The 12,747-nt window shown below is 65.7% G+C and carries 10 protein-coding genes and 1 other RNA gene; 4 read left to right on the top strand and 7 right to left on the bottom strand.

All coding sequences use genetic code 11. The annotated features are described in order from the left end of the window. Positions 1-6: 6 nt before the first annotated feature. The gene (locus HL671_RS34620) at positions 7-1,848 is read right to left on the bottom strand and encodes a DNA polymerase III subunit gamma/tau (protein WP_012047113.1); all 1,842 of its coding nucleotides are present in this window, start codon (positions 1,846-1,848) and stop codon (positions 7-9) included. Between the two features lie 146 nt (positions 1,849-1,994). Beyond that, positions 1,995-2,091: signal recognition particle sRNA small type (ffs, locus tag HL671_RS34615), an RNA gene on the bottom strand. Between the two features lie 148 nt (positions 2,092-2,239). Between ffs and HL671_RS34610 the strand changes: the two genes are divergently transcribed. From HL671_RS34610 to HL671_RS34600, 3 genes are all read left to right on the top strand, one after another. Continuing rightward, positions 2,240-2,659: an HIT domain-containing protein gene (locus tag HL671_RS34610; RefSeq protein ID WP_012047114.1), complete on the top strand. Its 420-nt coding sequence runs from the start codon at positions 2,240-2,242 to the stop codon at positions 2,657-2,659. Between the two features lie 3 nt (positions 2,660-2,662). Next, positions 2,663-3,601, top strand: a complete 939-nt coding sequence (gene nudC, locus HL671_RS34605; protein ID WP_172242912.1) for an NAD(+) diphosphatase — start codon at positions 2,663-2,665, stop codon at positions 3,599-3,601. Between the two features lie 137 nt (positions 3,602-3,738). Next, positions 3,739-4,239 carry an Lrp/AsnC family transcriptional regulator gene (locus tag HL671_RS34600; RefSeq protein WP_012047116.1) on the top strand — a complete coding sequence of 167 codons (501 nt, stop codon included), beginning with the start codon at positions 3,739-3,741 and terminating at the stop codon, positions 4,237-4,239. A gap of 6 nt (positions 4,240-4,245) precedes the next feature. Here the strand turns inward: HL671_RS34600 and HL671_RS34595 are convergent, their stop codons facing one another. From HL671_RS34595 to HL671_RS34580, 4 genes are all read right to left on the bottom strand, one after another. Further along, positions 4,246-5,745 (bottom strand): phosphomannomutase/phosphoglucomutase, encoded by a 1,500-nt coding sequence (locus HL671_RS34595; RefSeq protein WP_012047117.1) that lies wholly within the window; start codon positions 5,743-5,745, stop codon positions 4,246-4,248. A gap of 150 nt (positions 5,746-5,895) precedes the next feature. Then, positions 5,896-6,396, bottom strand: a complete 501-nt coding sequence (locus HL671_RS34590; RefSeq protein ID WP_172242909.1) for a TIGR02281 family clan AA aspartic protease — start codon at positions 6,394-6,396, stop codon at positions 5,896-5,898. A 159-nt stretch (positions 6,397-6,555) separates the two neighbouring features. Then, entirely contained in the window at positions 6,556-9,030 is a 2,475-nt protein-coding gene (hrpB, locus tag HL671_RS34585) for an ATP-dependent helicase HrpB (RefSeq protein ID WP_172242906.1), read from the bottom strand. Between the two features lie 130 nt (positions 9,031-9,160). Beyond that, positions 9,161-10,480 (bottom strand): UDP-glucose dehydrogenase family protein, encoded by a 1,320-nt coding sequence (locus tag HL671_RS34580; RefSeq protein WP_012047120.1) that lies wholly within the window; start codon positions 10,478-10,480, stop codon positions 9,161-9,163. Positions 10,481-10,632: 152 nt separating this feature from the next. On the opposite strand from HL671_RS34580, the gene HL671_RS34575 reads away from it, so the two are divergent. Then, positions 10,633-11,685 carry an acyltransferase family protein gene (locus HL671_RS34575; RefSeq protein WP_172242903.1) on the top strand — a complete coding sequence of 351 codons (1,053 nt, stop codon included), beginning with the start codon at positions 10,633-10,635 and terminating at the stop codon, positions 11,683-11,685. A gap of 8 nt (positions 11,686-11,693) precedes the next feature. On the opposite strand, the gene HL671_RS34570 is transcribed toward HL671_RS34575, so the two are convergent. After that, on the bottom strand, positions 11,694-12,662 hold the full coding sequence (locus HL671_RS34570; RefSeq protein WP_172242900.1) for a quinone oxidoreductase family protein: 969 nt from the start codon (positions 12,660-12,662) through the stop codon (positions 11,694-11,696). Positions 12,663-12,747: the final 85 nt, after the last annotated feature.

The following is a 12,747-nucleotide window of genomic DNA, read 5'->3' as shown; positions in this document are numbered from 1 at the left end:
ATCAGCCTAGAAATCATCATCATCGTCGGACTCGTCTGGCGGCTCGACAGCACTGGCGTCCGATTCGGGCGGCTCGTGGGCGAGCCGACGCACTTCGATCACCTTGGTACCTGGGAACCGCGCCAGGATCTCCTGGACGCGCGGATCGGCTTCTGCCGCCGCCTCACGCTCGCTCTTGGCGCGCAGATTCTGCTCGCGCAAGGTCGGCTGTCCCGCTTCGTTCGACACGATCACGGTCCAGCGCCGGCCGGTCCAGTCCTCCAGCTTGCGCCCGAGGTCCGAGACAAGCGAGCGCTGCGCCGTCCGTTCCAGCGCGATCTCCAGCCGTCCATCCTCGAAGCGGACCAGCCGGACATCCATCTCGAGCGCGCTCTTGGTGATCAGGTCGCGATTCTTGCCGGCGAGCGCGACGAGTTCCTGGAAGCTCGCCAGGCGCAACGCGGACTGATTCTGCTGGACCGGCGATGGCTGCGACGACATCGCCTGCGGCCGCATGCCACCGCCCACCGCGGCCAAGGTCGGCCCTTGCGCACGCGGCGCCTGCATCGGCGCCGAACTCATCACCGGCGGAGCGCCTGCACTCATGCTCGGGGCAGGCGCAGGACGCGCCCCACCGCCATGGGTGACGACAGGCGATCCGCCACCATTCTGCTCGATCATGCGAATGGCTTCGTCCGGCGTCGGCAGATCGGCTGCGTAGGCGATCCTCACCAGCACCATCTCGGCGGCTGCAGCGGGGCGTGTTGCGCCTTGCGTTTCCGCAATGCCCTTGAGCAGCATCTGCCACATCCGCGACAGCACGCGCATCGACAGCTTGGTGGCGAAATCGCGCGCGCGGAGCCGTTCGGTCTCGCTGAAGGCGACGTTGTCGGCGGTGGCTGGCACGACCTTCACGCGGGTGACGAAGTTCACGAACTCGGCCAGATCGGACAGCACCACGACGGGATCGGCGCCGACGTCGTACTGTTCGCGGAATTCCTTGAAGGCGGCGGCGATGTCGCCGCTGGCGAGATGATGAAACAGGTCGATGACGCGGGTGCGGTCGGCGAGCCCCAGCATCTGCCGGACATCGTCGGCACGGACCTCGCCGGCGCTGTGAGCAATCGCCTGATCGAGCAGCGACAGCGAATCGCGCACCGAGCCTTCGGCGGCGCGCGCGATGATGCCCAGCGCTTCCGGCTCGATCGTCACGCCTTCCTTGGTCGCGATCCCGGCGAGATGCTTCATCAGCACGTCGGCCTCGACGCGGCGCAGGTCGAAGCGCTGGCAGCGCGACAGCACCGTCACCGGCACCTTGCGGATCTCGGTCGTGGCGAACACGAATTTGGCGTGTTCCGGCGGCTCCTCCAGCGTCTTCAGGAAGGCGTTGAACGCCGCCGTCGACAGCATGTGGACTTCGTCGATGATGTAGACCTTATAGCGCGCGCTGGCCGGCGCATAACGGACGCTGTCATTGATCTGGCGGACATCGTCGACGCCGGTATGGGACGCCGCGTCCATCTCCAGGATGTCCATGTGCCGGCTTTCCATGATCGCCTGGCAATGGGTGCCGAGCACCGGCATGTGGATGGTCGGCCCCTTCACCGAACCATCAGGCAGCTCGTAATTCAGGGCGCGGGCCAGGATGCGGGCCGTGGTGGTCTTGCCGACGCCGCGAACGCCGGTGAGGATCCAGGCCTGCGGAATGCGGCCGGTCTCGAACGCATTCGAGACCGTGCGCACCACGGCCTCCTGGCCGATCAGATCCGCGAAGCTGGAGGGGCGGTATTTGCGCGCCAGAACCCGGTAGGGCTTGGCGGGAGCGTCGGCGCTGTCGGGCGGAACAGGTGGGGCGCCAGCGTCAGTCATCGAGCGATCCGCAAGTGAGTATTCCGGGCCGGCATCGATCGCGATCGTCGACGCAATCAGCCTCGACGCAATCAACCGGAGTGCGGTCGAGCGCCCGCCCTGCGCGGGGTCCCCGCCATCTTTGCGCGATTCGCTCGAGAAAACAGGTAGGAGACTGACGAGCGACCCGATCCGGACCTCGTTAGGGCTGCTTCCTTCCGGACCTGACCCGGTTGGCGAGTGGCTCGTCCACCGCCAATCTCCCGCTGCCTATTTGGGGCCAAACCGTCCGGAAAGCAAGCGCGAGCTTCGCCGGCCCGCTCCCTCGCCCCCGCGGGCTTGTGCCGCAGCTCGGAAAGGCTTTAGGTGCCGTCAAAGCTCCCCGCCAGACCGCCTGCCAGGAACCCGCCGCATGCCCGAATCAGCCTGGTCGCTGCATCCGCAACTTGCGAAGGATACGATCGATATCGGCGACCTGCCGCTGTCGCGCGTGCTGGTGATCAAGGACGCCAACTATCCCTGGCTATTGCTGGTGCCGCGCCGCGAGGGCGCGGTCGAGATCATCGATCTTGACGAGGTCGCCCAGGCGCAGCTGATGACCGAGATCACGCGGGTCTCGCGCGCGGTCAAGGAGATCACGAAGTGCGACAAGCTCAACGTGGCGGCCCTCGGCAACATGGTGCCGCAACTGCACATCCATATCATCGCACGCCGGACCGGCGACGTGGCCTGGCCGCGCCCGGTCTGGGGCGTCGCGCCGCCCCTGCCTCATGATGCGCAGGAGGTTCAGCAGTTCATCAGCGCAGTCAGGCGCAAGATCTGGTTAGGGTGAGAGATGTCGCCATTCGACTTGTTTCCGCTGGGCACGCCGGCCTTCGTCGGCCGCCCGATCGATCGCGCCGCGCATCTGCGCTTCCATGACGACAAGCTGCTGGCGTTCGAGAACAAGCCGTCGACGCGGGCCTATGTCGTGCATCGCGATTCGCTGGTGCTGAAGCGCGACGGCGACCAAGTGCGGGCGCTGCTGTCGATCGACGAGGCGCTCGGATTCGGCGCCAATCCCGGCACGATCTTCCTCGGCCTGCAGGACGGCGCCGCCGTGTTCGGCATGGGCATCTCACCGGCCGCGGTCGAAAAGCTCGCCGGGCGCGCGGATGTCGTGGTGACCGAGCTGCGCGGCATGGCCATGCAGGGCGCAATCCCTGTCGACCAACTCGCAACGATCGCGATGGCAAAGTCCATGGTGTCCTGGCATCAGCGCCATGGCTTCTGCGCCAATTGCGGCACCAAGACCGCGATGCGCGAGGGCGGCTGGAAGCGCGAATGCCCGAATTGCAAGACCGAGCATTTTCCGCGCACCGACCCGGTCGTGATCTCGCTGGTCGCGTCCGGCGACAAATGCCTGCTCGGCCGTCAGAAGCAGTTCCCGGCCGGCATGTATTCGTGCCTCGCCGGCTTTGTCGAGGCCGCCGAGACGATCGAGGACGCGGTGCGTCGCGAGGTGTTCGAGGAGTCCGGCATCCGCTGCACTGACGTCTCCTATTATATGACGCAACCCTGGCCCTATCCCTCGTCCCTGATGATCGGCTGCAGCGCGCGGGCCTTGAACGAGGACATCGTCATCGATCACAACGAGCTCGAGGATGTGCGCTGGTTCAGCCGCGACGAGGCCCGGCTGATGCTGCAACGGCAGCATCCGGACGGACTGGCGGGACCGCATCCCTTCGCGATTGCCCACCATCTGGTCGGCCGGTGGCTCAAAGACGGCGCATAAGGGTATTTGAAGACCATCGCGAGGCCGGGTCGACCTGTCGCCTGAGACCGCATGGGGGCCTGAACGGCGAATCCTTGCCTTGGAACGTTTTTCTCTATATGAGGGTTTCCTGACCTTCCTATGGAACAAATTTCTCCATGTCCGACGTCTCCGCCCAGCCCCCCGAAGCCAACCGCCGGCTCGACGCGATCGACCGCAAGATCCTGATGGTCCTGCAGGAGGATGCCTCGCTGTCGGTCGCCGAGATCGGCGACCGGGTTGGGCTGTCCTCGACGCCGTGCTGGAAGCGCATCCAGCGGCTCGAAGCCGACGGGGTGATCCTGCGCCGGGTGGCACTGGTCGATCAGAACAAGATCGGCCTCGGCATCTCCGTATTCGTCTCGGTGGAGAGCGCCGACCATTCCGAGGCCTGGCTGAAGAAATTCGCCGAGGCCGTCAGCTCGATGCCAGAGGTGATGGAATTCTACCGGATGGCGGGCGACGTCGACTACATGCTGCGCGTCGTGGTCGCGGACATGCAGAGCTACGACGTGTTCTACAAGAAACTGATCAGCGCGGTGCCGCTCAAGAACGTCACCTCGCGCTTCGCCATGGAGAAGATCAAGTCAGTAACGGCGCTGCCGGTCCCGCCGGTCTGAGCTGGCTCAGATCGTCTGATTATAGGCGCCGACCTCGGGATGCGTCCGCAGCACCTCGTTGATGGCCTCGAACATGTCGTGCATGCGACGCTCCGACACCGGGCTTTCGACCACGACGACGAGCTCCGGCTTGTTCGATGATGCCCGCACGAGGCCCCAGCTGCCGTCCTCCACCGTGACGCGGACGCCATTGACGGTCACGAGATCGCGAATCGGCTGCCCGGCTACCTTGCCGCCCTGCTGCTGCTGCGCCTGGAAGTGCTTCACCACGGCGTCGACGACGCCATATTTGACCTCGTCGCCACAATGCGGCGACATCGTCGGCGACGACCAGGTCTTTGGCAGCGCGTCCTTCAGATCCGCCATCGACTTGCCCGGCGCGCGATCGAGCATCTCGCAGATCGCGATCGCCGAGACCAGACCATCGTCATAGCCGCGGCCGAACGGGCGATTGAAGAAGAAGTGGCCCGACTTCTCGAAGCCTGCAAGCGCGCCGAGCTCGTTGGTGCGGCGCTTCATGTAGGAATGGCCTGTCTTCCAATACGCAGTCTTCGCGCCCTGCGCCTGCAGCACCGGGTCGGTCATGAACAGGCCGGTGGACTTCACGTCGACAACGAACTGCGCGTCCTTGTGGATCGCCGACATGTCGCGCGCAAGCATCACGCCGACCTTGTCGGCGAAGATCTCCTCACCCGTGTTGTCGACCACGCCGCAGCGGTCGCCGTCGCCATCGAAGCCCAGACCGACATCGGCCTTGTGCGCCAGCACGGCATCGCGGATGGCGTGCAGCATCTCCATGTCTTCGGGATTGGGATTGTATTTCGGGAAGGTGTGATCGAGCTCGGTGTCGAGCGGGATCACCTCGCAGCCAATCGCCTCCAGCACCTGCGGCGCGAACGCGCCAGCGGTGCCATTGCCGCAAGCGGCCACGACCTTCAGTCTGCGCGTCAGCTTGGGCCGATTGGTGAGGTCGGCGATGTAGCGCGCCGGGAAATTCTCGTGGAACTGATAGGAGCCGCCGCCGCCGTTCTTGAATTCGGCGTTGAGCACGATCTCCTTGAGCCGGGTCATCTCTTCCGGGCCAAAAGTCAGTGGCCGGTTGGCGCCCATCTTCACGCCGGTCCAGCCATTGTCGTTGTGCGAGGCGGTCACCATGGCGACGCAGGGCACGTCGAGCTCGAACTGGGCGAAATACGCCATCGGCGTGACGGCGAGGCCGATATCGTGCACCTTGCAGCCGGCCGCCATCAGGCCGGAGATCAACGCATATTTGATCGAGGCGGAGTAACCGCGGAAATCATGGCCTGTGACGATCTCCTGCTTCACGCCGCGCTCGGCGATCAGCGCGCCCAACCCCATCCCGAGCGCCTGCACGCCCATGAGGTTGATTTCCTTGTTGAACAGCCAACGCGCGTCATATTCGCGAAAGCCGGTCGGCTTCACCATCGGCTCGGATTCGAACGCGTAGGTGTTGGGAACCAGGACAGGCTTGGGCTTGGGGAACAACATGGAAATACGCCTTCTCGGAAATGGACGATAGAGCCTTACCGAAACTGGCAAGCTAGCGGAAGGCCGACAGTCCGGATTCGTCGAGATGCGTTAAGACGCGTCGTGTCCGTCGGAATAAAGGCCGGAACAGGTGATCCGGCAGATGAATTATTGCTCCAGCACCATCTCGCCGTTGGCATAGGCAAAGCGCTTGAGCTTGGACAGGAAGGACAGGCCGAGCAGGTTCTCCGACAACGCCGTGTCGGGCAGCACCAATGCCTCCACATCGCGCACGGTGAGCTCGCCGAGTTCGACCATTGCGAGCCTCGCCCGCGCCGCCTTCACGGTGCCGTTCGCGGTGGTGACGTTGGCGGTGTAGTCGCCGCGCGCCGGGCGCAGGCCAAAGCGGGCGGCAGAACTCTCATTGAGAGCCACCATCGACGCGCCGGTATCGACCATGAAACTGATTCGCTGGCCGTCGATGCGCCCGTCGGCCCGGAAATGGCCGCGACGATCGGTCGGAATGCTCAGGCTGCGCTGGCCGGCAGCCGCCGATTCCAGCGTGGCGGCCCGTACCGCGGGCGTGGCTGATGCCGGCGCGGGCGTCAGGCGGTCGGCCAACTGCGCCATGAAGGTGCCGAGGCCGACAAGAACGGCGGCGAAGATCATTATGTTACGCATCACGCAACGCCCAACTTTACCCCGCAACCAACTTGATCATCATAGCCGCTGGAGAGCGACGGCGACAGACCGGCTGCCCGTGCCATTTTGGCGAAAACGATGAGCGAAGCGTTAACATAGGCGATTTGGCGGTATAATTTGCATCGGCTAGGTGCCGCGCGGCTTCGCCCGCCGGGTCGGTTGCGCGGTCGCGGGATCGTCCGGCCAGGGATGGCGCGGATAGCGGCCACGAAGGTCGGAACGCACGGCCGCGTAGGAGCCGCGCCAGAAGCCGGGCAGATCGCGTGTCACCTGCACCGACCGTTGGGCGGGTGACAACAACTCGAGCACCAGCGGAATGGCCCCCCTGGCGATCGACGGATGGGTGTTGAGGCCAAACAGCTCTTGCAACCGCACCGCAATGGTCGGCCCCTGCTCCGCCTCGTAGTCGATGGCCAACATGGTGCCAGTCGGCGCCTCGAAATGGGTCGGCGCCTCCCGGTCGAGCCGCGCGCGCAGATCCCAGGGCAGCAGCGCCATCACCGCATCGGAAACGTCACCGGGTGAAATGTCCTTGAGCGCGGTCTTGTCTGCAAGCAGCGGCACCAGCCAGTCGTCGCGGCGCTCGATCAGGCCGGTGTCGGACAGATCCGGCCAGCTGTCGCCCTCCGCCTTGCGCAGGAACATCACCCGGTCCCGCCATTGTTTCGCAGCCTTGGACCAGGGCAGTCGGTCGAGGCCGACCGCTGAGATGCCGTCCGCGAAAACGTGCGCGGTCTCCTCCGACGGCGTCAGCGCGACCGGCGCGTCGGCCAAGGTGATCGCGTGCAGCTTGCGCCGGCGCCGCGCGCGAAGCGTCATGGCGTCGCGATCAAAACTGACCTCGTCCTTCGCTTCGATGTGAGCCGCGAAATGACGCTCGATGTCCTCGATCGCGAGCGGCGCCGCGAGCAGGATGCGGCCGTTCGCCGCCGTTCCGGTCAGTTCGCCCACTGCGATATAGGGCACCCGCGCCAGTGACGACGTCTGCTCGACGGCGGCGCCGCGGCCATTCGCCAGCAAAAAACTGCCATTGCCGCGGTTGCGCGCCACCCGATCCGGGAAGGCGAAAGCGAGCATCAGCCCGGTCGTCAGTTCGCCGTCATCATGCAGCGAGGGAGACGTCGCGACCTGCTGCGCCCAGCGCCGCGCCAGATCGCGCGCGCTCTGCGCCCGCGCCGAGCGGTCGCGGCGGAACTGGTCGAGCCTGACCTCCAGATCGACGCTGTCACCGCCCAGACCGCGCTCGGTCAGGATGGCCGCGATGTCCGCCGCCTGCGCCGCGGCGCCATGATCGGCGGCATCGACGATCATGCGGGCGAGCCGCGGCGGCAGCGCCAGCGCTCGCAGCCGCCTGCCCTCATCCGTCAGCCTTCCGTCGCCATCCAGCGCACCGAGCTCGTTCAGGAGATCACGGGCCTCCTTCCAGGCCGGCTGCGGCGGCGGATCGAGGAAGCTCAATGTGGCGGGATCGCTGACACCCCATTGCGCGAGATCGAGCACCAGCGAGGACAGATCGGCGCTGAGTATTTCCGGCTGTGTATGAGCAGCCAGCGAGGCGGTCTGCGGCTCGTCCCAGAGCCGGTAGCAGACGCCGGGCTCGGTCCGTCCGGCACGGCCGCGGCGCTGATCGACCGCCGCGCGCGAGGCCCGCACCGTCTCAAGCCGCGTCAGGCCGATATCAGGCTCGTAGCGCGGCACACGGGCGAGGCCGGAATCGACCACGATGCGCACGCCCTCGATGGTCAAGGACGTCTCGGCGATCGATGTCGCCAGCACCACCTTCCGGCCGCCTTTCGGCGCGGGCGAGATGGCGCGGTCCTGGACCGCAGCATCGAGCGCACCGAACAGCGGCACGATCTCGACGCTGGCATCGTGGACCCGCTCGGCGAGCATGGTCTGGGTGCGCCGGATCTCGGCCGCGCCCGGCAGGAACGCCAGCACCGAACCGGCATCCGCGCGCAGTGCGCTGGCAATCGTCTCAGCCATCTGGCGCTCGACCGGTGCATCCGGCTTGCGGCCGACATAGCGCGTCTCGACCGGAAAGGCGCGGCCCTCGCTCTCGACCACCGGCGCATCACCGAGCAGCCTGGCGACGCGGGCGCCGTCGAGCGTTGCCGACATCACCAGGATGCGCAGATCCTCACGCAGCCCCTGCTGCGCGTCACGGGCAAGCGCGAGGCCGAGATCGGCATCGAGCGAGCGCTCGTGGAATTCGTCGAACAGCACGGCGGCAATGCCGGTCAATTCGGGATCGTCGAGAATCTGCCGGGTGAAGATGCCTTCGGTGACCACTTCGATGCGGGTCGCGCGCGACACTTTGGAGCCGAACCGCACGCGATAGCCGACGGTCTCGCCGGCGCGCTCGCCGAGCGACTTTGCCATCCGCTCGGCGCTGGCGCGGGCCGCGATGCGGCGCGGCTCCAACACGATGATCTTCCGATCCCCCACCCAGGGCGCATCGCGCAGCGCGAGCGGCACCCGCGTGGTCTTACCGGCGCCGGGCGGGGCGACCAGCACGGCCGTGTTGCTGCGTTCGAGCGTGCCGGACAATGCGTCCAGCACGGCGTCGATCGGCAGCGGTGTGTCAAAGCGCAGAGGCAATCGCTGAACCCGTCATTGCCCGCGGGCGGCGGACAATCCAGTAAACGCCGATCTCGCGGACCACGACGATCGGGCATCCTGGATACCCCGCCTGCGCGGGGTATGACAACGCCCTGTCACACACGCCGCATCACGCCCCCTTGGCCGAGGGCCTGCCGACGCTCTCATAGATGAAGCCGTGCGCCGCCATCTCGTCGGGGCGATAGACGTTGCGCAGGTCGACCACGACGGGATGGGCCATCACCTCCTTGAGGCGATCAAGATCCATGGCGCGGTACTGCACCCATTCGGTGACCAGCACGATCGCATCGGCCCCTGTCGCGCAATCATAGGGGTCGTCGTAATAGGCAATCTCCGGCAGCTCCTTTTTGGCCTGCTCGATGCCGACCGGATCATGCGCGCGCACCTTGGCGCCCATGTCGAGCAGCCCGGTGACCAGCGGGATCGACGGCGCCTCGCGCATGTCGTCGGTCTCGGGCTTGAAGGTGAGACCCAGCACCGCGATCGTCTTGCCACGCAGATTGCCGCCGACGGCGTGCGCCACCTTGCGGGCCATCGCTCGCTTGCGGTTGTCGTTGACGGCGAGCACCGACTCGACGATGCGCAGCTGGGTGTCATTGTCCTGCGCGATCTTGATCAACGCGCGCGTGTCCTTCGGGAAACACGAGCCGCCGAAGCCCGGACCGGCATGCAGGAACTTCGCGCCGATGCGGTTGTCGAGACCGATGCCGCGCGCCACCTCTTGCACGTCGGCGCCGACCTTCTCGGCGAGATCGGCAACCTCGTTGATGAAGGTGATCTTGGTCGCGAGAAACGCGTTGGCGGCGTATTTGATCAGTTCGGCGGTGCGCCGGGCCGTGTACATGATCGGCGCCTGGTTCAGCGACAACGGACGATAGATGTCGCCGAGCACCTTGCGGCCGCGCTCGTCGGCAGTGCCGACCACGATGCGATCGGGCCATTTGAAATCGCGGATCGCAGCACCCTCGCGCAGGAACTCCGGATTGGAGGCGACCACGACATCGGCCGACGGATTGGTCTCGCGGATGATGCGCTCCACCTCGTCACCGGTGCCGACAGGCACCGTCGATTTGGTCACGACAACGGTGAAGCCGGTCAGGCAGGCCGCGATCTCGCGCGCGGCAGCATAGACGTAAGTAAGATCGGCATGGCCGTCGCCGCGCCGTGACGGCGTGCCGACCGCGATGAAGACCGCATCCGCGTCGGCGACGGGCTGCTTGAGATCGGTGGTGAAATCGAGCCGCTTGGCCTTCACATTCGCTGCGACCAGCGCATCCAGGCCGGGCTCGAAGATCGGGATTTCTCCACGATGCAACGCGGCGATCTTGCTTTCATCCTTATCCACGCAGGTGACCTGGTGGCCGAAATCGGCGAAGCAGGCACCGGACACCAGCCCCACATAACCCGTGCCGATCATCGCAATTCGCATGAAAACCCATCCTTCATGGTTAATGCACCCGCCTCTTAGACCAATTGCGGGTCAAGGGGAATTTAGAAAACGGCATGACGTTTGGATGACAGGCAGGGAGTATTAACAGCTCTGCCCGACAATGCGGCAGCTCCGCGCCACAGGGGGACCGCATGACCGCAAATGGCACGCCGCAGACGGTTGGAACCGTGGCGCGCATCGACTGGGTCGACTACGCCAAAGGCATCTGCATCATCATGGTCGTGATGATGCATTCGGTGCTCGGGGTCGAACTCGCCGCGGGCGAAACCGGCTTCATGCACGCCGTCGTCGCCTTCGCCAAGCCGTTCCGGATGCCGGATTTCTTCCTGATTTCGGGCCTTTTCTTGCCGCTGGTGATCGACCGCGACTGGCGCACCTATCTGGACCGTAAGGTCGTCCACTTCGCCTATTTCTACGCTCTGTGGGTCACCATCCAATTCGGCTTCAAGGCCCCGGCGTTCGCGGCCACGGGCGGCTGGCCGCATGCCGGCTATCTCTATCTCGAATCCTTCATCGAGCCGTTCGGCACGCTGTGGTTCATCTATCTGCTGCCGATCTTCTTCGTCGTCATCAAGCTGACACGCAAGGTGCCGGCGCCGGTGATCTGGGGCATCGCGGCCGGTCTCGAAATGACGCATATCGCGACGGGCTGGACCATGATCGACGAGTTCTGCGCCCGCTTCGTCTACATCTACTCGGGTTATTTGTTTGCGCGTTACATCTTCGCGCTGTCGGAGCGGGCGCGGTCCCAGCCCCTGATCGCCATCGCCGGACTGCTCGCCTGGGCGGTGATCAACCAGGGCCTGGTCAGCCTCGGCGTCAGCGAGTGGCCGGTGATCTCGTTGCTGCTCGGCTATGCCGGTGCGGTCGCCATCATCATCGCGGGCACGCTGCTCGCCCGCGCGCAGCTGCTCAACGCGCTGCGGTTCTGCGGCGAACATTCCATCGTGATCTATCTCGCCTTCTTCCTGCCGATGGCGGCCACGCGCACGGTTCTGCTGAAAACGGGCGTCATTGCTGACATCGGCACGATCTCCCTGCTCGTCACCATCGCTGGCGTGCTCGGCGCGCTCGCGATCTGGCGACTCGCCCTGAGCTTCGGCGCCCGCTTCCTGTTCGAGCGCCCGATCGCGTTCTGGATCGCCCCGCCGAAGCCGCGCGCTGCCCTGCAGCCGGCGGAGTAGCGTCGCCATCACGGCACCAGATAGAGCGCGCCACGACTGCGGCCGCTTTCGAGATCGAGATGGGCCTGGACGGCCTGCGCAAGCGGATAGGGTGTGCCGTCGCCGCCGAGTTCACCATTGGCCAATGCGGCGAGAACGATCTCGGCGTCCCTGCGATAGTCAGCGACATCGTTAACATGGGCCATCACGCTCGGACGCGCCAGAGACAGGCTGCGCCGCGGCCCCAGTTCCTCGACGGCAATATCTGGGATCGGACCGGCAGACTGGCCGATGCTGGCAACCATCCCGAACGGCCTGACGCAGGCGAGTGTCCGCGCCAGGGTTCTGCCGCCGACACCATCATAGGCCACGTCGACGCCGCGTCCGGCGGTCCATCGCCTGACGGCATCGACAAAATCCGCGTCCCGCCCGACGATCAGATGGTGGGCACCAGCGGCGCGCGCGAGATCCGCCTTGGCCTCCGAGCTCACCGTACCGATGACGGTCGCGCCGCGCAGCCGCGCCAACCGTGTCAGCACCTGGCCGAGCCCACCGGCAGCACTATGCACCAAGAGGGTCGTTCCGGGTCCGACGACATAGGTTCGACCGAGCAGCATCGCGGCGGTGATGCCCTTCAGCAAGGTCGAAGCCGCGCGCGCGTCCGAAACGGAGTCGGGCAGCGGAATTGCGCGCCAGGCCGGGAGATTTCGCTCTGAAGCATAGGCGCCGGCCGGCCCGCCGGCATAGGCAACCCGGTCGCCGACGGACAGGCCGGTCACGTCCGCGCCCTTCGCCGTCACGATTCCGGCGGCTTCGACGCCGGGGACCCGATCCGGAAGCGGATAGAGACCGCTGCGCTGATAGATGTCGATGAAGTTCACGCCGATCGCGGTTTGGCGCAGACGGATTTCATCCGGCCTCGGCTCCGGCAGCTCGACGGTTTCCAGCAGCAGATTTTCTGCGCCACCCGGCGCCTTCGCATGAACGACAACGGCCATATCCGCCTCCTTGATCTTGCCTGCATCGAAACATTGTGGTCTGCATTTTCGATCTGCGGAATTGCCCATCCTGTCTCGTCCATTG

Source organism: Bradyrhizobium denitrificans, from assembly GCF_013179005.1.
Classification (GTDB): Bacteria; Pseudomonadota; Alphaproteobacteria; order Rhizobiales; family Xanthobacteraceae; genus Bradyrhizobium; species Bradyrhizobium denitrificans.
Note: the sequence above shows the minus strand (reverse complement) of the source record. Positions and strands in the feature narration are given on the sequence as shown.

Bases quoted from the DNA above. Each gene is read 5' to 3' on its own strand.
- HL671_RS34620 (WP_012047113.1), bottom strand. From the start codon at position 1,848: ATGACTGACGCTGGCGCCCCACCTGTTCCGCCCGACAGCGCCGACGCT.
- HL671_RS34610 (WP_012047114.1), top strand. From the start codon at position 2,240: ATGCCCGAATCAGCCTGGTCGCTGCATCCGCAACTTGCGAAGGATACG.
- nudC (WP_172242912.1), top strand. From the start codon at position 2,663: ATGTCGCCATTCGACTTGTTTCCGCTGGGCACGCCGGCCTTCGTCGGC.
- HL671_RS34600 (WP_012047116.1), top strand. From the start codon at position 3,739: ATGTCCGACGTCTCCGCCCAGCCCCCCGAAGCCAACCGCCGGCTCGAC.
- HL671_RS34590 (WP_172242909.1), bottom strand. From the start codon at position 6,396: ATGATCTTCGCCGCCGTTCTTGTCGGCCTCGGCACCTTCATGGCGCAG.
- HL671_RS34580 (WP_012047120.1), bottom strand. From the start codon at position 10,480: ATGCGAATTGCGATGATCGGCACGGGTTATGTGGGGCTGGTGTCCGGT.
- HL671_RS34575 (WP_172242903.1), top strand. From the start codon at position 10,633: ATGACCGCAAATGGCACGCCGCAGACGGTTGGAACCGTGGCGCGCATC.
- HL671_RS34570 (WP_172242900.1), bottom strand. From the start codon at position 12,662: ATGGCCGTTGTCGTTCATGCGAAGGCGCCGGGTGGCGCAGAAAATCTG.